The sequence below is a fragment of the Phreatobacter aquiterrae genome, from assembly GCF_053471285.1.
Genome location: NZ_JBJPHW010000004.1, coordinates 64,342 through 90,850 on the forward strand (window position 1 = coordinate 64,342; position 26,509 = coordinate 90,850).

The 26,509-nt window shown below is 68.4% G+C and carries 28 protein-coding genes; 22 read left to right on the top strand and 6 right to left on the bottom strand.

Annotated elements, in window-relative coordinates; translation table 11 throughout:
* The first annotated feature begins 56 nt into the window (after nucleotides 1-56).
* The 6 genes from dnaN to ACJ4V0_RS07835 all read left to right on the top strand — a co-directional run bounded on the left by dnaN (nucleotide 57) and on the right by ACJ4V0_RS07835 (nucleotide 5,006).
* Nucleotides 57-1,175, top strand: a complete 1,119-nt coding sequence (gene dnaN, locus ACJ4V0_RS07810) for a DNA polymerase III subunit beta (RefSeq protein ID WP_448299010.1) — start codon at nucleotides 57-59, stop codon at nucleotides 1,173-1,175.
* Between the two features lie 3 nt (nucleotides 1,176-1,178).
* On the top strand, nucleotides 1,179-2,087 hold the full coding sequence (folD, locus tag ACJ4V0_RS07815; RefSeq protein ID WP_448299011.1) for a bifunctional methylenetetrahydrofolate dehydrogenase/methenyltetrahydrofolate cyclohydrolase FolD: 909 nt from the start codon (nucleotides 1,179-1,181) through the stop codon (nucleotides 2,085-2,087).
* Nucleotides 2,088-2,098: 11 nt separating this feature from the next.
* A complete protein-coding gene (locus ACJ4V0_RS07820; protein WP_448299012.1) occupies nucleotides 2,099-3,130 on the top strand; it encodes a 2-dehydropantoate 2-reductase in 1,032 nt (343 codons plus the stop codon).
* Between the two features lie 128 nt (nucleotides 3,131-3,258).
* A complete protein-coding gene (locus ACJ4V0_RS07825) occupies nucleotides 3,259-3,582 on the top strand; it encodes a hypothetical protein (protein ID WP_448299013.1) in 324 nt (107 codons plus the stop codon).
* Between the two features lie 189 nt (nucleotides 3,583-3,771).
* Nucleotides 3,772-4,380: a nucleotide exchange factor GrpE gene (grpE, locus tag ACJ4V0_RS07830; protein WP_448299014.1), complete on the top strand. Its 609-nt coding sequence runs from the start codon at nucleotides 3,772-3,774 to the stop codon at nucleotides 4,378-4,380.
* A 5-nt stretch (nucleotides 4,381-4,385) separates the two neighbouring features.
* Nucleotides 4,386-5,006 (top strand): trimeric intracellular cation channel family protein, encoded by a 621-nt coding sequence (locus ACJ4V0_RS07835; RefSeq protein ID WP_448299015.1) that lies wholly within the window; start codon nucleotides 4,386-4,388, stop codon nucleotides 5,004-5,006.
* Nucleotides 5,007-5,012: 6 nt separating this feature from the next.
* Here the strand turns inward: ACJ4V0_RS07835 and lepB are convergent, their stop codons facing one another.
* Nucleotides 5,013-5,732, bottom strand: coding sequence for a signal peptidase I (gene lepB / locus ACJ4V0_RS07840; RefSeq protein WP_448299016.1), 720 nt, complete (start codon nucleotides 5,730-5,732; stop codon nucleotides 5,013-5,015).
* 59 nt (nucleotides 5,733-5,791) lie between these two features.
* Nucleotides 5,792-7,375 carry an OpgD/OpgG family glucan biosynthesis protein gene (locus ACJ4V0_RS07845; RefSeq protein ID WP_448299017.1) on the bottom strand — a complete coding sequence of 528 codons (1,584 nt, stop codon included), beginning with the start codon at nucleotides 7,373-7,375 and terminating at the stop codon, nucleotides 5,792-5,794.
* Nucleotides 7,376-7,727: 352 nt separating this feature from the next.
* Between ACJ4V0_RS07845 and ACJ4V0_RS07850 the strand changes: the two genes are divergently transcribed.
* Both ACJ4V0_RS07850 and ACJ4V0_RS07855 read left to right on the top strand, forming a co-directional pair.
* Nucleotides 7,728-8,765 (top strand): aspartate-semialdehyde dehydrogenase, encoded by a 1,038-nt coding sequence (locus ACJ4V0_RS07850; protein ID WP_448299018.1) that lies wholly within the window; start codon nucleotides 7,728-7,730, stop codon nucleotides 8,763-8,765.
* Nucleotides 8,766-8,845: 80 nt separating this feature from the next.
* Nucleotides 8,846-9,145, top strand: a complete 300-nt coding sequence (locus ACJ4V0_RS07855; protein WP_448299019.1) for a YciI family protein — start codon at nucleotides 8,846-8,848, stop codon at nucleotides 9,143-9,145.
* A gap of 7 nt (nucleotides 9,146-9,152) precedes the next feature.
* Here ACJ4V0_RS07855 and ACJ4V0_RS07860 read toward each other — a convergent pair whose 3' ends face one another.
* From ACJ4V0_RS07860 to ACJ4V0_RS07875, 4 genes are all read right to left on the bottom strand, one after another.
* Entirely contained in the window at nucleotides 9,153-9,824 is a 672-nt protein-coding gene (locus tag ACJ4V0_RS07860; RefSeq protein WP_448299020.1) for a carbonic anhydrase, read from the bottom strand.
* 147 nt (nucleotides 9,825-9,971) lie between these two features.
* A complete protein-coding gene (lysA, locus tag ACJ4V0_RS07865; protein WP_448299021.1) occupies nucleotides 9,972-11,237 on the bottom strand; it encodes a diaminopimelate decarboxylase in 1,266 nt (421 codons plus the stop codon).
* A 66-nt stretch (nucleotides 11,238-11,303) separates the two neighbouring features.
* Entirely contained in the window at nucleotides 11,304-11,672 is a 369-nt protein-coding gene (locus ACJ4V0_RS07870) for a hypothetical protein (protein ID WP_448299022.1), read from the bottom strand.
* 43 nt (nucleotides 11,673-11,715) lie between these two features.
* On the bottom strand, nucleotides 11,716-12,741 hold the full coding sequence (locus tag ACJ4V0_RS07875) for a DmpA family aminopeptidase (protein ID WP_448299023.1): 1,026 nt from the start codon (nucleotides 12,739-12,741) through the stop codon (nucleotides 11,716-11,718).
* Between the two features lie 295 nt (nucleotides 12,742-13,036).
* On the opposite strand from ACJ4V0_RS07875, the gene ACJ4V0_RS07880 reads away from it, so the two are divergent.
* The 14 genes from ACJ4V0_RS07880 (at nucleotide 13,037) to ACJ4V0_RS07945 (ending at nucleotide 26,503) form a co-directional block, all read left to right on the top strand.
* Complete coding sequence (locus tag ACJ4V0_RS07880; protein WP_448299024.1) at nucleotides 13,037-14,230, top strand: ABC transporter substrate-binding protein; 1,194 nt, start codon at nucleotides 13,037-13,039, stop codon at nucleotides 14,228-14,230.
* A gap of 210 nt (nucleotides 14,231-14,440) precedes the next feature.
* Entirely contained in the window at nucleotides 14,441-15,286 is an 846-nt protein-coding gene (locus ACJ4V0_RS07885) for a branched-chain amino acid ABC transporter permease (RefSeq protein WP_448299025.1), read from the top strand.
* Nucleotides 15,283-16,302 (top strand): branched-chain amino acid ABC transporter permease, encoded by a 1,020-nt coding sequence (locus tag ACJ4V0_RS07890; RefSeq protein WP_448299026.1) that lies wholly within the window; start codon nucleotides 15,283-15,285, stop codon nucleotides 16,300-16,302. The genes ACJ4V0_RS07885 and ACJ4V0_RS07890 overlap by 4 nt, the downstream gene beginning before the upstream one ends.
* Nucleotides 16,299-17,009 (top strand): ABC transporter ATP-binding protein, encoded by a 711-nt coding sequence (locus tag ACJ4V0_RS07895; protein ID WP_448299027.1) that lies wholly within the window; start codon nucleotides 16,299-16,301, stop codon nucleotides 17,007-17,009. Before ACJ4V0_RS07890 ends, ACJ4V0_RS07895 begins: the two co-directional genes overlap by 4 nt.
* Complete coding sequence (locus ACJ4V0_RS07900; protein ID WP_448299028.1) at nucleotides 17,006-17,701, top strand: ABC transporter ATP-binding protein; 696 nt, start codon at nucleotides 17,006-17,008, stop codon at nucleotides 17,699-17,701. The genes ACJ4V0_RS07895 and ACJ4V0_RS07900 overlap by 4 nt, the downstream gene beginning before the upstream one ends.
* A 41-nt stretch (nucleotides 17,702-17,742) precedes the next feature.
* On the top strand, nucleotides 17,743-18,552 hold the full coding sequence (locus ACJ4V0_RS07905) for an enoyl-CoA hydratase/isomerase family protein (RefSeq protein WP_448299029.1): 810 nt from the start codon (nucleotides 17,743-17,745) through the stop codon (nucleotides 18,550-18,552).
* On the top strand, nucleotides 18,549-20,204 hold the full coding sequence (locus tag ACJ4V0_RS07910; protein WP_448299030.1) for a cyclohexanecarboxylate-CoA ligase: 1,656 nt from the start codon (nucleotides 18,549-18,551) through the stop codon (nucleotides 20,202-20,204). The genes ACJ4V0_RS07905 and ACJ4V0_RS07910 overlap by 4 nt, the downstream gene beginning before the upstream one ends.
* Before the next feature lie 20 nt (nucleotides 20,205-20,224).
* Nucleotides 20,225-21,259, top strand: a complete 1,035-nt coding sequence (locus tag ACJ4V0_RS07915) for an NADPH:quinone oxidoreductase family protein (protein WP_448299031.1) — start codon at nucleotides 20,225-20,227, stop codon at nucleotides 21,257-21,259.
* On the top strand, nucleotides 21,256-21,711 hold the full coding sequence (locus ACJ4V0_RS07920) for a PaaI family thioesterase (RefSeq protein WP_448299032.1): 456 nt from the start codon (nucleotides 21,256-21,258) through the stop codon (nucleotides 21,709-21,711). Before ACJ4V0_RS07915 ends, ACJ4V0_RS07920 begins: the two co-directional genes overlap by 4 nt.
* Before the next feature lie 41 nt (nucleotides 21,712-21,752).
* Nucleotides 21,753-22,583, top strand: coding sequence for a TetR/AcrR family transcriptional regulator (locus tag ACJ4V0_RS07925; RefSeq protein WP_448299033.1), 831 nt, complete (start codon nucleotides 21,753-21,755; stop codon nucleotides 22,581-22,583).
* Between the two features lie 213 nt (nucleotides 22,584-22,796).
* On the top strand, nucleotides 22,797-23,576 hold the full coding sequence (locus ACJ4V0_RS07930) for an enoyl-CoA hydratase/isomerase family protein (RefSeq protein ID WP_448299034.1): 780 nt from the start codon (nucleotides 22,797-22,799) through the stop codon (nucleotides 23,574-23,576).
* 10 nt (nucleotides 23,577-23,586) lie between these two features.
* Complete coding sequence (locus ACJ4V0_RS07935) at nucleotides 23,587-24,327, top strand: SDR family NAD(P)-dependent oxidoreductase (RefSeq protein WP_448299035.1); 741 nt, start codon at nucleotides 23,587-23,589, stop codon at nucleotides 24,325-24,327.
* A gap of 32 nt (nucleotides 24,328-24,359) precedes the next feature.
* The gene (locus ACJ4V0_RS07940) at nucleotides 24,360-25,190 is read left to right on the top strand and encodes an enoyl-CoA hydratase family protein (protein WP_448299036.1); all 831 of its coding nucleotides are present in this window, start codon (nucleotides 24,360-24,362) and stop codon (nucleotides 25,188-25,190) included.
* Nucleotides 25,191-25,333: 143 nt separating this feature from the next.
* The gene (locus tag ACJ4V0_RS07945) at nucleotides 25,334-26,503 is read left to right on the top strand and encodes an acyl-CoA dehydrogenase family protein (RefSeq protein ID WP_448299037.1); all 1,170 of its coding nucleotides are present in this window, start codon (nucleotides 25,334-25,336) and stop codon (nucleotides 26,501-26,503) included.
* The last annotated feature ends 6 nt before the right edge of the window (nucleotides 26,504-26,509 follow it).

Below are 26,509 nucleotides of genomic sequence, written 5' to 3' on the forward strand. Positions count from 1 at the left end.
CCTTGTTTTCGGGGCGGGGCGCCGTCCGCGCCCGGCCGTCTGTTGGAGCATTGTTGATGAAGGTCACCGTCGAGCGGGCCCAGCTCCTGAAATCCCTCGGCCACGTGCATCGCGTCGTCGAGCGCCGCAACACGATTCCCGTCCTCTCCAACGTGCTGATGAAGGCGGATGGCGCTTCGCTGCGCCTGAAGGCGACGGATCTGGACATCGAGGTGGTGGAGACACTGCCGGCCGAGGTGGCGAGCGCCGGGGGAACCACCGTTCCCGCCCACATGATCTACGACATCGTCCGCAAGCTCCCCGACGGCTCGCAGGTGCAACTGGAAATGCTGGGCGACAAGGGCACCCTCGTGGTGAAGGCCGGGCGCTCCCGCTTCACCCTCCAGACCATCCCCGAGAGCGATTTCCCCGACATCGCCGCCGGCGAGATGAGCCACAAATTCCAGGTCCCGGCCGGTCACCTCAAGCGGCTCATCGACAAGACGCAGTTCGCCATTTCCACCGAGGAGACGCGCTACTACCTGAACGGCATCTTCCTGCATGTCGTCGAGAAGGGCGGACAGAGCCTCATCCGCGCGGTGGCGACCGACGGCCACCGCCTGGCGCAGGTGGAGTTCGAGGCCCCGGCCGGCGCCGTCGGCATGCCGGGCGTCATCGTGCCGCGCAAGACGGTGGCGGAGGTGCAGCGCCTCGCCGAGGACCCGGACGCTTCGGCGACGGTGGAGCTGTCGACCGCCAAGATCCGCTTCCGCTTCGGCGAGACGGTGCTGACCTCCAAGCTCATCGACGGCACCTTCCCCGACTATGCCCGGGTCATTCCGCTGGCCAACGACAAGATCCTCACCGTCGAGAAGGGTGAGTTCGCCGCCGCCGTCGACCGCGTTTCGACCGTCTCCTCCGAGCGCGGCCGCGCCGTGAAGCTCTCCGCGACCGACGGCAAGCTGACCCTGTCGGTCACCAACCCGGATTCAGGCAGCGCCACGGAGGAGATCGAGGTCTCCTACGAGGCCGACGGCATCGATATCGGCTTCAACTCGCGCTACCTGCTGGACATTACCAGCCAGATCGATGGCGACACGGTGGAGCTGAAGCTCGCCGATCCCGGTTCGCCGACGCTGATCCATGACCCCGCGGGCCCCGGCGCGCTCTATGTGCTGATGCCGATGCGGGTCTGACCGGTGGCCGCGACGATCATCGACGGCAAGGCCGTCGCCGCCCGCGTGCTGGCGCAGGTGAAGACGGCAGCCGACGCCTTCCGCGTCACAAAGGGACGCCCGCCCGGTCTTGCCGTGGTGCTGGTCGGCGAGGACCCGGCGAGTCAGGTCTATGTCCGCAACAAGGGCCGCGAGGCGGATGCCGCCGGCTTCCGCTCTGAGCAGAACACGCTGCCGGACACGACGAGCGAGGCCGATCTTCTCGCCCTTGTCGCCCGCCTGAACGCCGACCCCGGTATCGACGGCATCCTCGTCCAGTTGCCGCTGCCGAAGGGTATCGACGCCGAGACGGTGCTGATGGCCATCGACCCGGCCAAGGACGTCGACGGCTTCCACCCGATCAATGTCGGGCTGCTGGGATCGGGCGCCACCGCCAGGGCGCTGGTGCCCTGCACACCGGCCGGCAGCCTCATCCTCATCGAGAGCGTCCTCGGCCCCTCGCTCGCCGGCAAGCACGCCGTGGTCGTCGGCCGATCCAACATCGTCGGCAAGCCGGTCGCCCAGCTCCTGCTGCAGCGCGATGCGACGGTGACCATCGCCCATTCGCGCACCGCCGACCTTCCCGCCGTCTGCCGCGGCGCCGACGTTCTCGTCGCCGCCGTCGGACGCCCCGAGATGATCCGCGGCGACTGGGTGAAGCCGGGCGCCGTCGTCATCGACGTCGGCGTGAACCGCATTCCCGCGCCCGAGCGCGGCGAAGGCAAGACGCGCCTCGTCGGCGACGTCGCCACGGCGGAAGCCGCCGTGCATGCCGCCGCTATCACGCCCGTGCCGGGCGGCGTCGGTCCCATGACCATCGCGCTGCTGATGGCCAACACGGTCACCGCCGCCCACCTGCGCGAAGGGCTGGAGCGCCCGCGCTTCACGGCCTGATGGGAGCCGCCATGGCGCAGAGCTTCGTCATCATCGGAGCCGGCGCCATCGGATGCCATGTCGGCGGCCTGCTGGCGGCAGCCGGCGCAGACGTCGTCTTCGTCGCCCGCGGCGCGCGTCACGAAGCTCTCGCCCGCCGGGGCCTCGTCGTCGGCGACATCGACGGGCGCGAGACTGCCCTGTCGCCCCACCGCTACAGGGTCGCCACCACAGTGCCGGAGGCCGCCGCGCTGGCCGGCGCCGACCCCTTCCTCATCCTCTGCACCAAGGGCGGCGCAACGATGGACGCCGCCGGCGAGGCGGGCCGCGCCTTCGCCGCCGGCACGCCGATCCTGTCGCTGCAGAACGGCGTCGACAATGGCGCGCGCATCCGCGCGGCCGCCCCCGGCCTCGTCGCTCTCGCAGGCATGGTGCCGTTCAACGTCACGCTCGACCCGGATGCGAACGGCCGCCTGGTCGCCCGCCGCACCACCTCTGGCGTCCTTCACGCCGAGGACCATGCTTCGACGCGCGCCATCGCCCCCGTCTTCGACAGGGCGGGTTTGCCGCTTCACTGCGTTGCCGACATGACCTCCGTGCAGTGGGGGAAGCTGCTTCTCAACCTCAACAATCCCGTCAACGCCCTCTCCGGCCTGCCGCTGCGCGAGGAACTCATGGACCGCGACCACCGGCGCGTGCTGGCCCTGCTGCAGGACGAGGCCCTCGCCGCCATGAAGGCGGCCGGCATCCATCCGGCGAAGGTCGGGGCTGCACCGCCGCGCCTCATCCCCTTCATCCTGCGGCTTCCGACCTGGGCCTTCGCGCGCATCGCCGCCGGCATGCTGACGATTGCCCCGACGGCGCGCTCCTCCATGGCCGACGACGTGGCTGCGGGACGCCCGACCGAGATCGACGATCTCTCCGGGGCGGTGGTCAGGCTGGCCGAGGCCCGTGGCGGCAAGGCTCCGGCCAATGCCCGGGTGGCGGCGCTCGTCAAACGCCATCGCCCGGACCTGCGGATGACGGGAGCCGAACTCTTGCGGCACGTCTCGGCAGCCCGCTGAGCCCGTCGACAACCCATGGACCGTGCGGGCATCCGGCCTGGCGCATTCAGCTTGCTATCCGGGGCGAAAGGGCGCTGCGTCGAGGTGGCTCCGCCCCATTCGGGGACAGCCCGAGAAGGATCACAACAATGACCGCTCTTCCTCACGCAGGTCTCGGCCGGCGCATGATACGGCCATGTCTGGTCGTCATCGCCGCATTGACCCTGACGTCCACGGTAGCGCTCGCCGACTGCAAGCCGCAGGTCAGTGGGCAGGGACTGCCCTCACGCACCAATGCAGCGGCACAGCTCGCCGCCCGCGCGGCCTGGCAGCTCAACGCCGGCAACCAGTACGGTGCCGCCTATGCACGCTGGGTCAGGGCCCAGCAGAAGCAGGCAGCGGTGTGCTCGACGACGGGCAGCACGCCCAACAGGCGGCACACCTGCACCTTCAGGGCCAATCCCTGCAGCTGACGGATCTGCGCGCCCGAGTTGCGGCCGGCTGGCTGCAAGGCGGGTGCGTCCATTGCTGATGGTAGCTCCTCGATCGCGGTGAGCATGGTCCCTGACCGGTCATGGATGGCTGCGGCCTCGCGGAACTCTTGATTTTGCGGCGCAAAGCCTCGATATCCGGGCCAACCTTTTCACCACAGGCGAGTTGCCATGACCAACCCGAAGAACGGGCACGACGAAGTGCCGATCGACGAGGCGAACCAGAGCGCCGAGGCCGCCGAAACCGAAGCGACGCTTGCCGATGCCGGCCCGGCCCTGCTGGAGGCCGCCCGCGCCGAGGCGCGCGACATGAAGGACCGCATGCTTCGCACCCTGGCGGAGATGGAGAACCTGAGGAAGCGCACGGAGCGCGAGGTGGCGGAGTCCCGCACCTACGGCGTGACCTCCTTCGCCCGCGACATGCTCAACGTCGCCGACAACATGCGCCGCGCCTTCGACACCCTCCCCGAGGACGCCCGACCGGCCGACGGACCGCTCAAAGCCTTCGTCGAGGGCATCGACCTGACCGAGCGCGAACTTCTCAAGACGCTGGAGAAGCACGGCGTGAAGAAGATCGAGCCGGACGGCCAGAAGTTCGACCCGAACCTGCATCAGGCCATGTTCGAGATTCCCAACGCCGAACTGCCCAAGGGCACCGTGGTGCAGACCGTGCAGGCCGGCTTCGTCATCGGCGAGCGCGTGCTACGGCCCGCCCTCGTCGGCGTCTCCACCGGTGGGCCCAAGGCGGCGCCGCAGCCGGCCCCCACCGGGGAAGGCTGACGGCCATGACCGGGCTCCTGCCCTGGCTTGAATGGGCGGGAGTGGCGGTGTTTGCGCTGACCGGTGCGCTGGTCGCGGCGCGCAAGCAGATGGACCCCTTCGGCTTCGCGCTTCTCGGCACCGTCACCGGAATCGGCGGCGGCACGCTGCGCGACGTGCTGCTCGGAGCGCGGCCGGTGCCGTGGATCCTCGATCCCACGGTGGTGATCATCTGCGCTGTCGTGGCGCTCGCCGCCTTTTTCACCGCCCATCATTTCGAGCGTGAGGGCCGCGCCCGCACCATCCTGTGGGCCGACGCAATGGGCCTCGCGCTCTTCACGGTGACCGGGACGGCCAAGGCCCTCGAGGCCGGCGCTCCGGCGATTTCGGCGGTTCTGCTCGGGGTCGTGACCGCCACCTTCGGCGGCATCATCCGCGACATTCTTGCCGGCGACGTGCCGCTGGCGTTGCGACGTGACGTCTATGTCACGGCCTCGCTCGCCGGCGCCATCGCTTTTGTTCTGGCAAACCGGTTCCTGTCGCCCGCTTTCGACGATCTTCTCGGCTTCGCCGTGGTCTTCACCATTCGCGGGCTCGCCATCGCCCGCAGTTGGTCCCTGCCGCAATATGGCGGCCGGCGGGACTGATCCAGACTACTCCACCTTCTCCAGTATCCGCCGCGGCGGACAGCGGAGGCCCGGCTCGTGTCCGCAGCTCGCCAGCGAATAGAGGATGGCGCCGGCACGACCGATCAGGTTCTCCAGCGGGATGAAGCCCATGGAGGCGAAGCGGCTGTCGGAGGAATTGTCGCGGTTGTCGCCGAGCATGAAGACGCGCCCCTCGGGCACCACCTGCTCGGCCATGTCGCCGGTCGCCGAGCGGCGCTCCCGCAGCAGGATCGTGTGCGGCTCGGCGCCGGGAAAGATCTCCCGATAGGCGGTGACGGCGGCGATGCCCCCGTCCGTCTCGCGATAGCTCCAGCGGCCGGTCTCGGTGAGCGGCACCGGCTCACCGTTGAGCCAGAGCCGGCCCTCGCGGATCGCCACCCGGTCGCCCGGCAGGCCGGCGACGCGCTTGATGAAGTCCTCGCCCGTGCGTGGATGGCGGAACACCACCACGTCGCCGCGCGCCGGCATGGCGCCAGGGATTCGGCCGGTCTCGCCGGGAAAGCGCGGCAGGTACTGGCCGCCCATCAGCGAATAGCGCGAGAAGCCCAGCGGGAACTTCAGCGCCGCCACCCGGTCGCCCACCTCGAGCGTCGGCACCATGCTCTCGGAGGGAATGTGGTAGGTCGCAAAGGCGAAGGACCGCATCAGCACGACAATGATGGCGGCGCCGATGATGGTGTTGGCGAGATCGCGGAACTTGGTCATGGGGTGTCCGGCTGTCCTTCGGGTGACCGTCCGACCCCCAACGGGGGCAGGGCGCTGTGTCACGCCCCCGGATGGTACTGGTAGAGCCAGCTCTCCGAGGCGACCTGATCGCCCACCTTCAGGTAGCAGCGCATTTCCACCGGCTCGTTGCCCTCGACCTTGAGATCGAACTGCGTGCGCCAGTGGCCGGGCACGTCGTTCGGCACGGCCTCGGTGTACTTGTAGTCACCGAAACTTCCGCGCGAGGTCCAGAGCACCGGCTCGGGAATGGTGCCCTTCGGCAGGTTGACGAGCGGCCCGCCCTTGAACTCGACGAGGAACTTGCGGACGCCCTGCGGCCGCGGCTGACCGGGCTGGCCGCCGCGTCCGAGCCGCGTCGCCACCACGCGGGCGAGCGGCGTCGGATAGGGCTCGTCGGCGAGCCAGTGCAGGCGGTAGCGGAATTCCCGCGGCTGGCCGGGCTCGGCCGGCGTTTCCGGCACCCACATGGCGACGATGTTGTCGTGGATCTCGTCGTCGGTGTTGAGCTCGACGAGTTGCACCGCGCCGCGGCCCCAGTCGCCCTGCGGCTCGACCCAGGCCGAGGGCCGCTTCTCGTACTTCACCCCGTCGAGGTAGTGCAGGAACTCGCGGTCGCGCTGCAAGAGGCCGAAGCCACGCGGCTTCTCGTCGACGAAGCTCGAGGTCATGGTGCGCGGCGGATTGTTGAGGGGGCGCCAGATGCGCTCGCCGGCGCCGGTCCAGATGGCGAGGCCGTCCGAATCGTGCACCTCCGGCCGCCAATCGATGGTGCGCGAGGAGGCCGTCTCCGAATACCAGTACATGGAGGTGAGCGGCGCGATGCCGACATGGGTCACCGTGCGGCGGAAATGCAGCGTCGCCTCGATGTCCATCACGACGCCCGAGGTGCGCCGGCAGAGGAACCGGTAGGCGCCGGAGAGCGAAGGAGAATCCATCAGCGCATAGAGCGTGACGGGATCGCTCTCGCTCTCGGCCGGCACGATCCAGAAGCCGACGAAATCGGGGAACTCCTCCGGCCCCGGACCCTGACCTGGGGACAGGGCGAGCCCGCGGGCGGAAAGGCCAACCTGGCCGAGTTCGCCGACTCCGCGGAAGTAGGAGGCGCCGAGCCAGGTCGCCCAGGGCTCCTGCGTCTTCCACGGGCCGGACTTCGCCTCCTGCAGCCAGAGGCCGGCAAAGGCGGAAGGCTCCGGCGGCAGCGCGGCGGCCGGATGATCGGCAGAAATCGTGAAATAGCGCGGGTCATAGACGATCTCGCGCGCCGTCTCGCCCTGTACCACGTGCATGTGGACGGTCTTGGGGAAATAGCGCCCGACATGCTGGAAGGTCACGGGATAGGCGCCAGGCCCCTCGCCGAACAGGGCGTTGTCCTTGTCGAACCGCAGCTTGCCGTGGTTGTCGTAGTCGATGCGCTCGACGATCTCGGGGTTCGGGCGGGTCGGCGGCGCATAGGGCCTGCCGGCCCGCGCGGCGACCTCTTCCTTCAGCCCGTTATAGGAGAAAGGCTTCGCTGGCCCGTAGCGCAGCGGCGTCGCCGCACTGGCCTTGCCCGACAGCACGGGAGCAAGGCCTGCCGCCGCGGCGATGGTGAGCAGGTTGCGGCGGTTGAGGGTATGGATCATCGGGCTCTCGGCATGCGGCAAGTGAGGCGTCCCTGATGGCACGGCATTCCCGGCGAATGTTGGGCGCCTTCGTGCCTTTGCCAGCGCCAAGGCCATAGCGCGATTGACATTTCGCCGCACCTGGTGTTTTTCGCTGCCCTCACGGCACTTTCGCCGAGGACACCTCTCCGGACCATGGCTTTCGGTCGCACCAAAACGACGACGAAAACCACGCCGGCCGCCAAAGGCGGCACGGCAGGCTGACGCTTCGTCCTCGCAACCGGGTGCTCCCCCGACGGGGAGATGGGCGCCACGGGACCCGATGACGGGGCCCGATCCGGGGGAGAGTTGCAAGCCAAAGAGGCCAGACATCATGGGTTACAAGGTCGCGATCGCCGGCGCCACGGGCAATGTGGGCCGCGAAATGCTCGCCATCCTCGAGGAGCGCGGTTTCCCCGTGTCCGAGGTCGTGCCGCTCGCCTCGCGCCGCTCGCTCGGCCAGGAGGTGTCGTTCGGCAACAAGACGCTGAAGGTGAAGGCCCTTGAGCACTACGACTTTTCCGACACCGACATCTGCCTGATGTCGGCCGGCGGCGCGGTGTCGAAGGAATGGTCGCCGAAGATCGGCGCGCAGGGCTGCGTCGTCATCGATAACTCCTCGGCCTGGCGCTATGATTCCGACGTGCCGCTGATCGTGCCGGAGGTGAACGCCGACGCCATCATCGGCTTCAACAAGCGCAATATCATCGCCAATCCGAACTGCTCGACCGCACAGCTCGTCGTGGCGCTGAAGCCGCTGCACGACCGCTTCGGCATCAAGCGGGTCGTCGTCTCGACCTACCAGTCGGTCTCCGGCGCCGGCAAGGACGGCATGGACGAGCTCGACCGCCAGACCAAGGCGCTCTACTCGATGAAGGACCCGGAGACGAAGAAGTTCCCGGCCCGCATCGCCTTCAACGTCATCCCGCACATCGACGTGTTCATGGAGGACGGCTACACGAAGGAAGAGTGGAAGATGACGGTCGAGACCAAGAAGATCCTCGACCCTAAGATCCGGCTGACCGCCACCTGCGTGCGCGTGCCGGTGTTCATCGGCCATTCGGAAGCCGTCAACATCGAGTGCGAGCAGCCGATCACGCCGGATGAGGCGCGCGAGATCCTGAGGGCGGCGCCGGGCATCCTCGTCATCGACAAGCAGGAGAACGGCGGCTACGCGACGCCGCTCGACGCCGCCGGCGAGGACGCGACCTACATCTCGCGCATCCGCGAGGACGCGACGGTGGAGAACGGCCTCGCCTTCTGGTGCGTCTCGGACAACCTGCGCAAGGGCGCGGCGCTGAACGCGGTGCAGATTGCCGAGGTGCTGGTCAACCGCAAGCTGATCCAGCCGCGGGCGAAAGCGGCGGCCTGATCGCCTCCCTTCCCTTCGCATTCCAATCATCTGTGCGACGGCGGGCCCAAGAGCCCGCCGTTTTTCATTGGAGAGCCTTCGTGGCCCGCTGGATTGCCCTGTTCGACGACAGTCCCGATGCCGCATGGATGCGGAAGAGCCACGCCCAGGCGCATTTCGACTATCTCGCCGACCATGCCGACCGCATCGTCATCGGCGGCGGCCTGAGGCCCGAGCCCGACGCCTGGTGGGAGGGCGGGCTCTGGGTGATGGAGGTGGAGAGCCGCGAGGAGGCGGTGCGCCTCGTCGAGGCCGATCCCTACTTCACCCTCGGCCTGCGCAAGGGCTATCGCCTCGCCCTCTGGGGCAAGGCGCCCTGCTACGGCGAGGTGAGGTTGTAGGCTCCCCTCACCCCACCGGCGCGCAGGAGAAGACCTTGCCCGCCCCTTCCATGATCGGACGGAACTCGCCGCTCGCCTCGTCGAGCACGCTGAGGACCCCCGTGGCGACGCCGAAGAAGGCGCCGTGCAGCTTCAGCTTGCCGCGCTCCTCGAGGATGCGGACGCAGGGGAAGGTCCGGAGATTGGCGAGCGAGTTGACGACGGAACCGTGCTCAAGCGCCTTGAGATAGTCGTCCATGCTGCGGCTGCCGCGCGGCCCCACCCGGTCGATGGCGGGTGCGATCATCGACATCCACTTGCCGATGAAGTCGCCCGGCGACAAAGGCTCGGCATCCTCGGCCACCGCCGCGCGGATGCCGCCGCAGCGGGCATGGCCGAGCACGACGATGTCGGTGACGCGCAGGGCCTGGACGGCAAATTCGAGCGCTGCCGAGGTGCCGTGCTGGCTGCCGTCCGGCGCATAGGGCGGAACGAGATTGGCAACGTTGCGGACGATGAAGAATTCGCCCGGCCCGACGTCGAAGATCACCTCCGGCGAGACGCGGCTGTCGCAGCAGGAGATGACCATGGTCTTGGGGCTCTGGCCATCCTCGCCGAGGCGGCGGTAGCGCTCGGAGACCTGCGGAAAGCGGTCTTCGAGGAAGGCGGCATAGCCATCGACCAGACGTTGCGGCAGCATGATGGGGGGCTCCTGCGCTGGATGAAGCCCGCGCTTGAAGACCGTCCCGCGCCGAAGGTCAATCCCATCCTTCGGCGGCGCAGCATCAGAGCGCGTCGCGGCGCATTGTCTTGAGGCGAACCGGCACTGGCTTCGCGCGACAATGCCCTACAGCCAGCCGGGCAGCCGATCCAGCGCGATGATGGCGTCGACGTCGAGGCGGGGGCGAACCACGGCGTAGTCGGCGCCTTTCACCAGCACCTCCGGCGACAGGGCGCGGGTGTTGTAGGTGCTGCCCTGGACCGCGCCATAGGCGCCGGCGGTCATCACCGCGAGCAGGTCGCCGGGGCTGGCTTCGGGCAGCTTGCGGCCGAGCGCCAGATAATCGCCGCTCTCGCAGATGGGTCCGACCACGTCGACCTTCGGCTTCGGCGCGCCCGGCTGCGGCTGGATCACCGGCCTGATCTCGTGGTGCGCCTCGTAGAGCGTCGGGCGGATCAGGTCGTTCATGGCGCCGTCGACGATGACGAAGATGTGGCCCTCCGTCTCCTTCACATAGATGACGCGGGTGACGAGGATGCCGGCATTGCCGACCATCATGCGCCCGGGCTCGAGAATGATCCGTGTGCCGAGGCCTGCCAGCCGGCGCTTCACCACTTCGGCATAGCGCAGCGGCTCGGGCGGCGGCTCGTTGTCGTCGCGATAGGGAATGCCGAGGCCGCCGCCGACATCGACATGGTCGATGACGTGACCGTCGGCGCGCAGCGTTCCGACGAACTCGGCGAGCAGCGCATAGGCGTCGTCGAAGGGCTGCAGGTCGATGATCTGCGAGCCGATATGCATGTCGACGCCGGCGATATGAATGCCGGGCAGCTTCGCTGCGCGGGCGTAGGCTTCGCGCGCCGTCGAGATGGGGATGCCGAACTTGTCGCCCTTCTTGCCGGTGGAGATCTTGGCGTGGGTCCTGGCGTCGACGTCAGGATTGACGCGGAAGGAGACGTGCGCGGTCCGGCCCATCGAGGTGGCGATCCGCGAGAGCTGCGCCACTTCCGGCTCGCTCTCGACATTGATGCAGAAAACGTCGGCCTCGAGCGCTGCGGCATGCTCGGCCTCCGTCTTGCCGACGCCGGAGAACATGATGCGCTCGCCGGGAACGCCGGCGGCGAGCGCCCGCTTCAATTCGCCCCCCGAGACGACGTCCATGCCGGCGCCGAGTGCCGCCAGCGTCCGGATCACCGCCTGGTTGGAATTGGCCTTCATCGCGTAGCACACCAGCGCATCCGTGCCGGCAAAGGCCTCGGTGAAGACGCGGTAGTGCCGCTCCAGCGTGGCGGTGGAGTAGCAGTAGAACGGCGTTCCGACCTCGGCCGCGATGGTCTCGAGCGGCACGTCCTCGGCATGGAGCCTGCCGTCACGATAGGCGAAATGATGCATGGTCGGGTCTTTGCAGGGGGCAGGGCGACAGATGGCGCGCCGATTCAGGGCGACGCCGCCCGCGCCTCACAGGAGCGGATCGAGGACGAACTGGCCGTTGGGCAGGAGCTGACCGCGGCCGGCGGGGCGGTTGCGATCATAGTCGCGGCGCGGTTCGGCACCCGCAGCGCGCTGCGGCGGGTTCGCCGGATCGGCCGGGGCCTCGGCGCGCGGCGGCAGGTTCGGCGGGGTCGGTCCGCCGACGGGCGACGGCGTCTCGCCGGGAAGCTCCAGCCCGCCCCTGCGGCCGCAGCCGCCGAGCGCCACCGCGCCAGAGGCGATCAGCAGGAAAGCGGAGCGGCGGGATATCGAAATGGTCAATGCGAAGCCCTCACGCGAATGAGCGCGCGAACCATAACGGATGACGTGCGCAACTGCGAGAGGGGGAAACGGCATCAGCGCATCATGACGGACCGCAGGGTCCGCACCCGCCCCGCCCTCACAGCCAGTCGGCGAGGCACGGCCGGCGATGGCCGTTCCGCCCGATCGTCTCGGGCCCGGCCAGCATGGCGTTGAGGACCGCCTCCTGCGTCGCCTCGGCGGCGGCGCGGAAGGCGAGGTCGATCCGGTTCTCGTGGAGGACGCGCAGAGGCAGGATGTCGCCCTCGCCGTGGTGGGCGATCCGGTCGGCGGTGGAGAAGGCGACGGCGATGTCGCCGCTGCCATGGCCCCAGAAGGCGCCGAGCCGCGCAAGACCGGCTCCGCACCGGCGCGCGATGCGTGTGAGCTGGCGGCTTTCGAGCGGCACATCGGTCGCCAGAACGATGATGACCGAGCCCCGTTCCGGCGGCGGATGCGCCTCCGCTGATGGCGGCGCGGGCCGGCGGCCGTCCGGGAGGACGAGGTCGCCGGCATTGCCGAAATTCGCCTGCACCAGCACCCCGACCGTATAGGCGCGGCTGTCGAGGTCGATGACCCGCGAGGCCGTGCCGATGCCGCCCTTGAAGCCGAAGGCGCTCATGCCGGTGCCGCCGCCGACGGAACCCTCCTCGACGGGACCGTCGTTTGCCGCATCGAGCGCCGCCTCGGCATCGGCAACCGTCAGGCGCCGCTGACGGATGTCGGAGAGAAACCCGTCATTGCATTCGAGCACCAGCGCGTTGAGCGTTCCGGTGCTGCGGCCGATCTCCGCATTGGCGTCGAGCGCCCGCCCGACCAGGGCCTCGATGCCGACGGCGACGGAGAAGGTGTTGCCGATGAGGATCGGCGTCTCGATCTGGCCGAGTTCGGCCACCTGCATCAGGCCGGCGCTCTTGCCGAAGCCGTTGATCACTTCGACGCCGGCCCGGACCTTGTCGCGGAACAGGTCGCCGTCATGCGGCAGTACCGCCGTGAAGCCGGTCAGCACGTCCACCTCGCGCAGGGTGCGATGACCGACGCGGACCCCCGCCACGTCGGTGATGGCGTTGAGCGGGCCGGGAGGCAGCTGGCCGCAGATCAGCCCATGGTCGCGCGCACGTTTCAACAAGGATCCTCCGGCCGATTCGACGGTGATCCGGGGGCAGCGGGGCGCTGCGACACCGATTGAAATCACGTCCGCCATGCATACAGCGAAATGCACCGGATGCATGTCCCCGCAACGCACGATGGCGCGGCTCAGGGCCGAATCCGCGTTCCGCAGTGGCAAAGCGCCCGCCCGCGGGGGTCTGGCCCGCCGCGCCGCCACCCCGACAGTCGATGGTGTCGGCCTGTTGACAAGGGCAGGACTCCTAGATTGAATGAACATTCATTCGACACAAGAAACCACGGGAGGACATGCCATGAGAACCACGCGGCGAACTCTGCTGATCGGAGCGTCCACAGCCGCCTTTGCGACCACCGCCGGACGGGTGGCCTTCGCCAAGGACCCTATCAAGATCGGCGTGCCGACGGCGCTGACCGGCACCTACGCGCAGCTCGGCGACGAGGCCAAGCGGGCGATCGAATTCGCCGTCGCCGAGGCCAATGCCGCCGGCGGCGTCGACGGTCGCAAGGTCGAGGTGCGCTACCTCGACACCGAGGCCAAGCCGGAACTGGCACGCCAGCAGGGCGAGAAGCTGGCGCTCGCCGGCTACAACCTGCTGACCGGCTCGATCGCCTCCGGCGAGGCGCTGGCCATGGGTCCGATGCTGGCCCGCTGGAACGCCATCTACGTGTCGACCATCAACAAGGCCGACGACATCACCGGAAAGCAGTGCCAGCCGCGCATGTTCCGCGTGAACCGGCCCGACAATTCCGACGCGGCCGTGGTCCAGCCCTGGCTCGCCACCCGCGCCGAGAAGAAGTGGGCGATCATGGCCGCCGACATCGCCTGGGGTCGCAATTCCGGCGCCAGCTTCCGCAAGGCCGCCGACGCCACCGGCAAGACGATCGTCTCCGAGAACTATCCGGCCTTCGGCAGCAACGACTACGCCGCCCACATCCAGAAGGTGGCCGATTCCGGCGCCGAGGCCATGTGGGTCGCTCTCGCCGGCCGCGACGCCATCAACTTCGCCAAGCAGGCCAAGCAGTTCGGTCTGTTCGAGAAGGTCGTCACGGGCGGCACCAGCTTCACCACGGACGGCACCGTGAAGGTGCTCGGCGACGTGGTGACGGGTATCCACACCATCATCAACTACTCCTCGACTCTCGACACGCCGGGCAACAAGAAGTTCGTCGCCGACTGGGCGGTAAAGTACCCCGGCACCCAGCCGACGAATTTCGAGGGCGAGACCTATCTCGGCATGCAGGTGATCTTCCAGGCGGTGAAGAAGGCGGGTTCGCTTCGCCCCGCGGACGTCGCCAAGGCGATGGAAGGGGCGTCGTTCGAAACGATCCTCGGCACGCAGGTCATGCGCAAGGAGGACCATCAGCTCGTCGGGCCGAACTATTTCGGCGCGGTGCAGATGCACAATGGCGTGCTCCGCCCCGTCATCACGATGACTGTGCCGGCCAACATCGCCACCCCTGCGCCCGACGGAAGCTGCAAGCTCTGAGACGCTGCGGCGGCGTCCGGGCGGCAGACCTGCCCGGACGGCGGGATCGGACAGACCCCTGAATGGACAGCCATTCGTTCAGGGGCCGCGAATTCATGCGCCTCACGGAGACGCGACTATGAAACAACAGGCGTGGGGCAGGTCCGGCCGGGTCCCGGCATCGATCGCGATGCCGGGCCTTTCCGGCCACGACACCGGGGAGTCCGGCGCGTGATCCAGATCATCAACGGCCTCGTCTATGGCAGCTTTCTCTACCTTCTCTCGGTAGGACTGGTGCTGATCTTCGGCCTCAGGCGGGTGACCAACTTCGCCCATGGCGGCCTGTTCATGCTCGGCGCCTATTTCGCCTATGCGGCCTCGGTCCATTTCGGCTTCTGGGCCGGGCTCCTCGTCTCGGTCGCGGCGCTGGCCGGCCTCGGCGTTCTGCTCGACCGCTTCGTGTTCCGCCCGCTCTCCAATCAGGAGCCGATCGTGACGCTTCTCGTCACCTTCGGCCTGCTCTTCGTCATCGAGGACTTTGTCCGCACGGTGTGGGGCAAGGATTTCATCACTGTGCAGCCGCCAGAAATCCTCTCGGGCGTGGTGCCGCTGTTTGGCACGACCTTCCCGGTCTACCGGCTCTTCGTCATCGCGGTCGCCATGGTGGTGGCGCTGGTGCTGGCCCTGTGGCTGCGCCACAGCCGCGTCGGCCTCTATGTCCGCGCCTCCAGCGTCGATCCCGTGACCACCGGCATGCAGGGCGTCGATACCGACCGGCTCAGCGCCCTTGTGGTCGCCATCGGAACCGGCCTCGCCGGCCTGTCGGGCACCATCGCCGGGCCGCTCCTGGCGCTGTCGCCCTCGATGGGCGGCTACATCATCATCGACTGCTTCGTCGTGGTGGTGACGGGCGGCCTGACCAGCTTCACGGGCGCCTTCATCGCCGCGCTGGTGATCGGCCAGGTCCACAATCTCGGCATCGTCTTCGTGCCGGAACTGGCCTCGATGATCCCCCTCCTGATCATGACCGCGGTGCTCACCCTGCGCCCGGGCGGACTGGCGGGCGCAGGCAAATGACCATGCAAAGCGCTGACCAGTCTCCGACCGACGTTCCCGATCTCGCCGCCCGCAAGGCGAGCCCGGTGCCCCTCATCATCGGCCTCCTCATCGTCGCCGCCGGCGGCGTGCTGGTGCCGATGGTCGTAAGTTCGCAGCTCGCCCTGACATTGATGACGCAAGCCGTGATCAACGCGGTGCTCGCCACCGCCATCGGCTTCATGATCCGGCAGAACGGTCTGACCAGCTTCGGCCATGCCGCCTTCTTCGGCCTCGCTGCCTACGCGGTCGGTCTCAACGGCAAGTTCGGCACCTTTCCGGCCGAGATCGCCATCCTGCTCGCCATCGCGGTTCCAGCGATCCTCGCCTTCTTCGCCGGCCTGGTCATCGTGCGCCTTCCGGGGCTCGCCTTCTCCATGCTGACGCTGGCCGTCGCCCAGGCGGTGCACGAGATCTTCCTGCGCTGGCGCGACCTCGCCAACGGCGACGACGGCATGGCGGTGCGCCTGCCCTCGCGCCTGTTCGGACTGGAGGTCGAGGTCTTCCAGCAGCCGGCCACCATGTTCGTGGTCTGCTGGGTGGCGCTCTTCATCGTCATCGCCCTCCTCTGGACCATCAGCCGCAGCCGCTTCGGTCTCCTGACCCTGGCCATCCGCGAGAACGAGGAGCGCACGCGCTACATCGGCTACGAGACCCTCGTGCCGCGGGCCATCATCTACGCGCTGTCGGCGGCGGTCGGCGCCCTCGCAGGCGTGCTCTTCGTCCTCTACAACGCCTTCGTCTCGCCCGGCGCACTGCACTGGGTGCTCTCCGGCGAGGCTCTGGTCATGGCCGTCATCGGCGGCACCCAGGCCATCTGGGGGCCGGCCCTCGGCGCCGTCATCTTCTTCCTGTTCAAGGACGCGGCCGGCGATTTCACCGAACACTGGCCGGCCATCATCGGCGGCACGCTGATCGTCGTCACCGTGCTGCTGCCGCACGGCATCAGCGGGGTCATCACCGACCTCGTCTCCAGGCTCAAGGCGAGGTTCAGATGACCGTCCCCGCCCTCGAAGGCATCGGCCTCACCCGCCGCTACGGTGGCTTCACCGCCCTCGACAATGTCTCGCTCTCGCTGCGTCCGGGCGAGATCCGCGGCCTCATCGGCCCCAACGGCGCGGGCAAGTCGACGCTGATGGACGTGCTCTGCGGTCGCGGCGGGCCGAGCGGTGGCACCGTGCACTGCCAGGGGCGCGACATCAGCGCGCTTTCGGCGCGCGCCCGGCGCCGGGCAGGCCTCGCCCGCTCGTTCCAGAAGACCAACATCTTCCCCGCCCTCACGGTGCGCGAGCAGATCGAACTCGCCGCCCAGGCGGCGGAGCACGACAACACGATCGAGGTGATGCAGGCGCTGGGGCTGGCCGCTCATGCCGACCGCCGCGCCGCCGACATCTCCTATGGCGACCAGCGCCGGGTGGACCTGGCGCTGGCGCTCGTCGGACGACCCTCGGTGCTGCTGCTCGACGAGCCCGCGGCCGGCCTGTCGATGAGCGAATCCATCACCCTGGCCCGCCTTCTGAAGGAGCTGGTGGCGAGCTGGCGCGTCACGGTGCTCATCGTCGAGCACGACATGGACGTCATCTTCTCCATCTCCGACCGCATCACCGTCCTGCATCTCGGCAAGCTGCTGGCCGACGGGCCAGGCGAGGAGATCCGCGCCAATCCCGAGGTGGTGCGGGCCTATCTGGGGACGAGCATCGCATGACCCTGCTCCGCTTCGAAGGCGTCGATGCCTATTACGGTGAGGCCAAGGTGCTCCACGACGTCTCGATCGACGTCGGCCGCGGCGAGCGCGTCGCCATCCTCGGCCGCAACGGCGTCGGCAAGACCACCATGGTCAACGCCTGCACCGGGATCGCGCGGGTGCGCGCCGGCACCATATCTTTTGCCGGCGTACCGATATCGCCGATCCGCCATTTCACCGCGGCACGGTCGGGCATCGCGGTGGTGCCGCAGGGCCGGCGCATCGTCCCCGGCCTGACGGTGCGCGAGAACCTGATGCTCGGCGCGGCCGTCAACCGCAAGGGTCCGTGGACCTTCGAGACGGTCTTCGACCTGTTTCCGGTTCTCGGGGAGCGCGCCGACACGCCGGGCACCGCGATGAGCGGCGGCCAGCAGCAGATGCTCGCCATCGGCCGGGCTCTGATGGCCAATCCCGATCTGCTGATGCTCGACGAACCAAGCGAAGGTCTGGCCCCCGTCATCATCGACGAACTGGGCGAGACCCTGGTCAGGCTCGCGGCCGGCGGCACCAGCATCCTGCTCATCGAGCAGAATTTCAGCCTCGTTCACGTGGTGGCCGAGCGATACTACGTGCTCTCCAAGGGCGCGGTGGTGGAGCAGGGCCAGTTGGCGGGACTGTCGAAGGAAAGCCTCAAGAAACACGTGGCGGTGTGAGCCGACTGCCGGTCACGCCACCCATTGGAAGGAACAATGCCATGTCCGACGTTTATGCCAGGTACCAGCGCCTGAAATTCGACCGGCCGCATCCGCGCGTGCTTCGCATCACCATGTACAATCCCGAGCGCCTCAATGCGGCGGACGAGATCATGCATGGCGAACTCGCCGCCATCTGGCAGGACGTCGACAAGGATCCGACGGTGTCGGCGGCCATCCTCACCGGCCACGGCAAGGCCTTCTCGGCCGGTGGCGACTTCAAGATGATCGACAAGATCATCAACGACTTCGAGACGCGCGCCCGGAACTGGAAGGAGGCGCGCGACATCGTCTACAACGTCATCAACTGCTCGAAGCCGGTCATTTCCGCCATCCGCGGCCCCGCCGTCGGGGCCGGCCTCGTCTGCGGCCTGCTCGCCGACATCTCGATCGCGGCCAAGGATGCCCGCATCATCGACGGCCACACCCGGCTCGGCGTCGCCGCCGGCGACCATGCCGCGATCATCTGGCCGTTGCTCTGCGGCATGGCCAAGGCGAAGTACTATCTCCTCCTCTGCGACCCGATCTCCGGCGCCGAGGCCGAGCGCATCGGCCTCGTCTCGCTGGCCGTCGACGACGGCGAACTGGACGCCAAGGCGGTCGAGGTGGCGACCCGCCTCGCCGAGGGCGCGCCCAACGCCATCCGCTGGACCAAGTATGCGCTGAACAACTGGCTGCGCATGATGGGGCCGACCTTCGACACCTCGCTCGCCCTCGAGTTCATGGGCTTCAGCGGCCCCGACGTGAAGGAGGGTCTCGCCTCCCATGTCGAGAAGCGCAAGCCCGCCTTTCCCGAGAGTTCACCCCTGTGAGCGGCGACAGGACCATGCAGCACAACGGCTATCCCGCGCGGCGCGAGGCCATGATCGCCGCCGGCTTCTGGAAGGACCGCATCCTTCTCGACGACTTCGACGCACTGCTGCGCGACAGGTCGGAGGCGCTGGCCATCGTCGCCCATGACGTGACGACGGGCGCACGCGCGCGCCTGACCTACGGCGAGCTCGGCACGAGGGTCGAACGCATCGCCGTCGGCCTCGCCCGGCTCGGCGTCGAGGCGGGCGATGTCGTCTCCTACCAGCTCCCCAACCGCTGGGAGTTCGTCGCCCTGCACCTCGCCTGCTTGAGGATTGGCGCGGTCACCAACCCTATGATGCCCATCCTGCGCCGGCGCGAACTGGAATTCATGCTGAACCACGCGCAGTCGAAGGTGATGGTCACGCCGTCGGTTTTCCGCGACTTCGACTATGCGGCGATGATCGCCGGCATGCGGGATGTGCTGCCGCACCTCAAGCATGCCCTGGTGATCGGCGGAGAGGGCGATGCCGCCTTCGAGCGCCTATATGCCGCCCCGGTCGACCGCGCCGAGGCCGAGCGTCTCTTCGCCGAACGGCGTCCGTCCCCTGACGACATCATCCAGGTTCTCTACACCTCCGGAACCACGGGCGAGCCGAAGGGCGTGATGCACACGTCCAACACGCTGATCAGCAATCTTGGTCCCTACAGGGAGCGCCTGAATCTCTCGGACCGCGACATCGTCTTCATGGCCTCGCCGCTCGCCCACCAGACCGGCTTCATGTACGGCCTGATGATGCCCTTCGTCCTCGGTGTGCCGGTCGTGCTGCAGGACATCTGGAACAAGGCGGTGGCGGCCGATCTCTTCGCCGAGGAGAAGGCCACCTACACCATGGCCTCGACCCCCTTTCTCGCCGACCTCACCGAAGAGGCCGAAAGGCGGCCGGAAGCCTTCGGCTCGCTGCGCATCTTCCTGGCGGCGGGCGCCCCCATTCCGCGCGTCCTGGTGCGGCGGGCAACCGACAATCTCGGCGCCACCATCGCCTCGGGCTGGGGCATGACCGAGAACGGAGCCGTCACCGTCACCCGCCCCAGGGACCCGCCGGAAAAGGCCTTCGAGACCGACGGCACGCCGCTGCCCGGCATGGAGGTGCGCACCGTCGACACCGGCGACCGGCCGCTGCCGGCCGGCGAAGAGGGCCGGCTTCAGGTGCGCGGCTGCTCCAATTTCGTCGGCTATCTCAGGCGACCCGACCTCGACGCCGTCGACGCCGAGGGCTGGTTCGATACCGGCGACCTCGCCCGCATCGATGCCGACGGCTATGTCCGCATCACCGGCCGCGCCAAGGACATCATCATCCGCGGCGGCGAGAACATCCCGGTCGTAGAGATCGAAGGCCTCATCTACAAGCATCCGGACGTGCAGGACGTCGCCATCGTCGCCATGCCCGACGAGCGGCTGGGCGAGCGGGCCTGCGCCTTCGTCACGGCGAAGCCCGGAGCCACGCTCTCGCTGCAGAGCGTCGTCGACTATCTCGGCCAGCAGCATGTCTCGAAGAACTACCTGCCCGAGCACCTCGAGGTGGTGGCGGAGCTGCCGCGCACCGCGAGCGGCAAGATCCAGAAATTCGTCCTGCGCGACATGGCGAGGAGCCTGAAGCGCGGAGGCTGACGCATGCGGGGAAGGCTGGAATGAAGGCGATCGTCGTCGAGAAGTTCGGCCCCCCTGCCGATCTCGTCCATCGCGACTGGCCGGAGCCGCAGGCCGGCCCGGGCGAGGTGCTGGTCGACGTCCACGCCGTCGGCCTGAACTTCCCCGACGTTCTGGTGGCGGCCGGCACTTACCAGATCCTGCCGCCCCTGCCCTTCGTACCGGGCAAGGAACTCGCCGGCATCGTCGCGGCGGTGGGCCCCGGCGTCACCGGATTCGCGGCAGGCGACCGGATCATGGCGCAATGCGAGAACGGCGCCTTTGCCGAACGCGTGGCCGTGCCGGCCACCCGCTGCTTCGTGGTACCGGAGGGGCTCAGCCTGATGAAGGCGGCCGCCATGGGACTGACCTACCAGACCTCATGGTTCGGCCTGTTCGACCGCGGCCAGATGAAGGCCGGCGAGACCGTGCTGGTGACGGGCGCTGGTGGCGGCATCGGCGTCGCCACCATGCAGATCGCCAAGGCGGCCGGCTGCCGCGTCCTCGCCGGCATCGGCAGCCCCGACAAGCACGACTTTGTCCTGGAGCAGGGCGCCGACGCCGTCATCGACATGAGCGGCGGCGATCTGAAGGAACGGGTACGGGCGCAGGTCCACGCCGCCACCGGCGGCCACGGCGCCGACGTGGTCATCGAGAATGTCGGTGGCGAGGTCTTCGAGGCCTGCCTGCGCGCGCTGGCATGGAGCGGGCGGCTGGTTGTGGTCGGCTTCACCGGCGGCAGCGCCGGCCAGGTCAGGGCCAACTACCTGCTGATCAAGCACATCACCGTCTCCGGCCTGCACTGGAGCGACTATCTCGAGCGGTGCCCTGACAAGGTGCGCGCCGTCCAGACCCAGCTTTTCGCCGATGCCGTCGCGGGCCGCCTCGATCCGCCGGTTTGCGCCGTACTGCCCCTCGCCGAGATGGCCGCCGCCATGGACCTGATCGTCTCCCGCCGGGCGCACGGCAAGGTTGTCCTGCTCACCGGGCGCGGCCAAGCCGAGCCGCAGGGTCCCGCCGGGATGACCATGGCATGAGCCGGACCAGGCACAGCCGATGGGACGAAGACCAGCCCGACCCGGCGCCGGAGGGTTATGTGCCCTGCCCGCTGCCGGTCGGCGATTTCGGTGACAGTCTGGGCACGCTCTTCATGCGACCGGACGGATCGGGCTTTGCCTGCCGCATGCGGCCGGGTCACCGCAATCCCCGCGGCGCCGTTCACGGCGGCGTCCTGCTCTCGCTCGCCGACCAGGTGCTGGGCCTGACCGTCTATCAGGCGACCGGGCAGACGCTGTCGGCGACGGTCAACCTCAACTGCGATTTTGTCGAGGCAGCCTTTCCCGGCGACCTCGTCGAGGGTGAGGCCCGCGTGACCCGCATCACCGGATCCATCGTCTTCGTGCAGGGCACGTTGCGTCGTGGAGAACGCGTCATTCTGACTGCCAGCGGCATCTGGAAAAGGCTACAACATCACAAGCAGGATAACTGAACACCCTCGGGGCCCTCGGCCAGGGAAACGGACGCAACGTGATGAAGAAGCCCACCGACAACGGCAGAGCTTTTGACCCGTCCTTCGTGAAGAGCCAGGTCACGGACGAGAAGCTCGTCTCGAAACGGCGCGAGCAGATCGTGGCGGCTGCGGTCGAACTGTTCTCGGAGCGGGGCTACTACCGCACCACCATCCAGGACATCGCGCGCAAGGCGGGGGTGAGCATCGGGCTCATCTACCAGTATGCGCAGACGAAGGAGGACATCCTCCTCCTGTCGCTGATGAGCGTGATGGAGACCTACAAGCAGGGCATTCCGGACGCCGCGAGCGGCAGGACAGATCCGCTCGACGTGCTCTGGGCTTCCCTCGCCGCCTATTGCCGGGTGGTCGACCGGGCGCGCAACGCCGCGGTTCTGGCCTATCGCTCCACCAAGTCGCTGCCGCGCGAACACCGCCAGTTCCTGAAGCAGGTGGAACTGGAGACCAACGAGTTGATAGCCAAGGCCCTGCGCGACTGCATCGATGCGGGGCTGTTCCGCCCGATCCATGTCGAACTCGTGACCTACCAGTTCGTGCTCTACGCCCACACCTGGGCGCTGAAGCACTGGCGCCTGTCGCAGTTCACCGACATCGAGGGCTACATCGCCCAGGGCTTCGATTTCTTCGTCCACGCCATGGCGACGCCTAAGGGCCTCGAGAAGTACGCGGAGTTCCGGAAGGACCGCCGCGCGGAAGACCTTGCAGCGAAGACACCGCCGGCGGGAGAAAAACCCACAGGCAAGGCGGCGGCCCGCCCGGCCGCCGGAAAGCGCGCGCCGAAGACTGCGAAGTCCGCCGCCCCATCGCGCGCCAAAGCACCCACGACGGGCTGACGCAGTCGCAGATCTCGGCAGCCTGACAGCGGCGGCCAAGCTCAACCCGCCCCGGCCCGCGCAATGCCCGCGCCCCATGGCAGGGGCGAGACTCCCCGGCCGGCCGCGACCTGCCGGATGCAGGCCATCTCCCGCGAATGACCGAGCCTGACGGCCACGGAGACTGACCCAAGAAGCTTGACGCTCCCCCCCGGTTCCAATATCCGTTGAAGAATGAATGAGCATTCATTCGGTGAGCAGATGTTCAAGATCGAGCGGAGCGGCGCGGTCGTCGCATTGACCATGGCCCGCGCGCCGGTCAACGCGATCAACCGCGCGTGGATCGATGGGTTCGGCGACGTTCTCGACGACATCGCAGGCGATGCGGGAATCTCCGTCCTGCTGATCCGCTCCTCCGAGCGAACCTTCTCCGCCGGAGCCGATCTGAAGCTGATGCGCGAGTGCTTCTCGACCGAGGATGGTCCGGACGCCATGGTCGAGACGGTTCGCCGCATGCAGAGCCTGTACGACCGGATCGAGGCGCTGCCCCAGGTGTCCATCGCCGAGATCGGCGGTGCTGCCCATGGCGGCGGCTTCGAACTGGCGCTTGCCTGCGACCTGCGCATTGCCGCCGAGACCGCGCCGCTCGGCCTGCCGGAGACGCGGCTCGGCCTGCTGCCCGGCGCCGGCGGGACGCAGCGCCTCTCGCGCCTTGCCGGGCCCGGCATCGCCCGCCGCATGATCCTGTCGGCGGAGGTCGTCACCGGCTCCGAGGCCCGCGCGCTCGGCCTCGTCCAGTGGGCCGTTCCGGCCGCAGAACTCGCCGCCTACGCCGAGGCCACGGCACAGCGCATCGCGGCGCTTTCGCCGGGGGCTCTCGCCGCCTGCAAGCGCTGCTTCGGCGTGATCGACGCGAGCCTCGATCCCGGCCTCCTCGTCGAGCGTCTGGAAACCCGCAAGCTGCTCGACACGCCCGACACCCGCAGGCGCGTCGCCGCCTTTCTCGATCGTTGAGGACCGAACAATGGAATTCGCTGGGAAGACCGTCGTGGTCACGGGCGCCGCATCCGGCATCGGACGCGCAACCGCCGAGGCCTTCGCCAGGGCCGGCGCCGAAGTCATCCTGGCCGACCTCTCCGCCGACAACGGTGAAAAGGAAGCCGCCCGCCTGCGCGCCGAGGGACTGAAGGCGATCTTCATCCCGATCGACGTCGCGTCCGACGAGTCCATCGCCGCCTTCGCGAAGGCCGCGCTGAGCCACGGCGAGGTCCACGTCGTCGCCAACGTCGCCGGCTATGGCAAGGGCCAGCCCTTCGTCGACAACGATGCCGCCTTCTGGGAGCGTGTCGTCGACATCAACCTGATGGGACCGGTCAAGCTGATCCGTGCCCTGCTCGACCCGATGATCCAGCGGCGCGCAGGCAAGATCGTCAACGTGGCGAGCGATGCCGGCCGCGTCGGCTCCTCCGGCGAGACCGTCTATTCCGGCGCCAAGGGCGGCCTGATCGCCTTTTCCAAGGGGCTCGCCCGCGAGATGGCGCGCTATTCCATCCACGTGAACTGCGTGTGCCCCGGCCCAACCGAGACGCCCATGCTCATGGCCCTGCCGGAGAACCATCTGGAAGCCTTCAAGCGCGCCATCCCGATGCGGCGTTTCGCCAGGCCCGCCGAGGTCGCCAACGCGATCCTCTTCCTTGCGGGCGACCGCTCGGATTACATCACCGGCCAGACGCTCAGCGTCTCTGGCGGCCTGACCATGGCCTGAGCCGGCCCCGACAACCGCAGGAGCATCGACCCGTGCAGACGTTCAAAGCCGCCGACTACAAGGCCACTCACTTCCTCTGGGAGGTGTCGGGCAAGGTCGCCACGATCACGCTCAACCGGCCGGAGCGGAAGAACCCGCTGACCTTCGAGAGCTATGCCGAGCTGCGCGACCTGTTCCGCAACCTCGCCCATGCCGACGACGTCAAGACCATCGTCATCGCCGGCGCCGGCGGCAATTTCTGCTCCGGCGGCGACGTGCACGAGATCATCGGCCCGCTGGTCCGCATGCAGGAGGCAGACGACATGCAGGGCCTGCTGCGCTTCACGCGTATGACGGGCGACCTCGTCAAGGCGATGCGCCACTGCCCGCAGCCGATCATCGCGGCGATCGACGGCATCTGCGCCGGCGCAGGCGCCATCATGGCCATGGCCTCGGATCTCCGCATCGGCACGCTGCGCGCCAAGACCGCCTTCCTCTTCGTCCGCGTGGGCCTTGCCGGCGCCGACATGGGCGCCTGCGCGATCCTGCCCCGCATCATCGGCCAGGGCCGGGCCTCCGAACTGCTCTATACGGGCCGTTCGATGAGCGGCGATGAAGGCGAGCGCTGGGGCTTTTTCAACCGTCTCGTCGCGCCGGAGGAGGTCGTGGCCAACGCCCAGGCGCTCGCGGCCGAGATCGCCGACGGCCCGACCTTCGCCCACGGCATCACCAAGACCTGCCTGCATCAGGAATGGGCCATGGACGTCGATTCCGCCATCGAGGCCGAGGCCCAGGCCCAGGCCATCTGCATGCAGACGAAGGACTATGGCCGCGCGTACCGCGCCTTCGTCGCCAAGGAGAGGCCGGTCTTCGCCGGCGACTGACAAGTGATCCGGGGCGTCCGCCGCAAGACGGGCGCCCGCCTTCCCTCGACAGGGCCGCTGTCCGGCCGCACAAGGCGGACTGGCGCCATGACCATGGCGGACGGCCGGCATCGGGCCCGCCGCGGCTGCAAGGATGTTCGACCATGCTTTCCCCTGACCTCCTAGCGCTGCCGTTCTTCGACGACGAGCACCGCGTCTTTGCCGCACACCTCGCCGAATGGGCCGAACGCGAGGTCCCCATACTTGTCGATCACCATGATGTCGACGGCTCCTGCCGCCGCCTTGTGGCCGCCATGGGGAAGGCCGGCATCCTGAAAGCCTGCGTCGACGGATCGCAGGGCGGGCTGCGGGACGCCCTCGATGTGCGGACGCTGTGCATCGCGCGCGCGACCCTCGCCCATGTCGACGGGCTCGCCGATTTCGCCTTCGCCATGCAGGGGCTCGGCACCGGGCCGATCTCGCTCTTCGGCACGCCGCAGCAGAAGGCGGCGGCCTGCCCTTCGGTGCGCGACGGCACGGCGATCGCCGCCTTCGCGCTCTCCGAACCCGACGCCGGATCGGACGTCGCCGCCATGGCAACGACGGCGACGCGCGTGGCCGGCGGCTGGCGCATCGACGGCGAGAAGACCTGGATCTCCAACGGCGGCATCGCCGACCGCTACGTCGTCTTCGCCCGCACGGGCGAAGCGCCGGGCGCCCGCGGCATCTCGGCCTTCATCGTGCCGGCCGACAGCCGCGGACTGACGGTGGCCGAACGCATCGACGTCATCGCGCCGCATCCGCTGGCGCGGCTCCGCTTCGACAACTGCGTGGTGCCGGAGGACGCGCTGCTGGGACGGCCCGGCCAGGGCTTCGCCATCGCGATGGCGACGCTCGACGTGTTCCGCTCGACGGTCGCGGCGGCCGCTCTCGGCATGGGTAACCGCGCGCTGCGCGAGGCGACGCGCCGGGCACTCGGCCGCCAGATGTTCGGCGCGCCGCTCGCCGACCTGCAATTGACCCAGGCCTCGCTCGCCGATTCGGTTGCCGAACTCGAGGCCTCCGCACTCCTCATCTTCCGCGCTGCCTACGAGAAGGACAGCGGCAAGCCGCGCATCACCAAGGAGGCGGCCATCGCCAAGATGGTGGCCACCGAGAGCGCCCAGAAGGTCATCGACCGGGCGATCCAGATCTTCGGCGGGCTCGGCGTGAAGAAGGGCGAGAAGGTCGAGGAACTCTACCGCGAGATTCGCGCCCTGCGCATCTACGAGGGCGCCACCGAGGTGCAGAAGATCGTCATCGCCCGCGCTCACCTCGCCCAATTCCAGAACTGAACCATC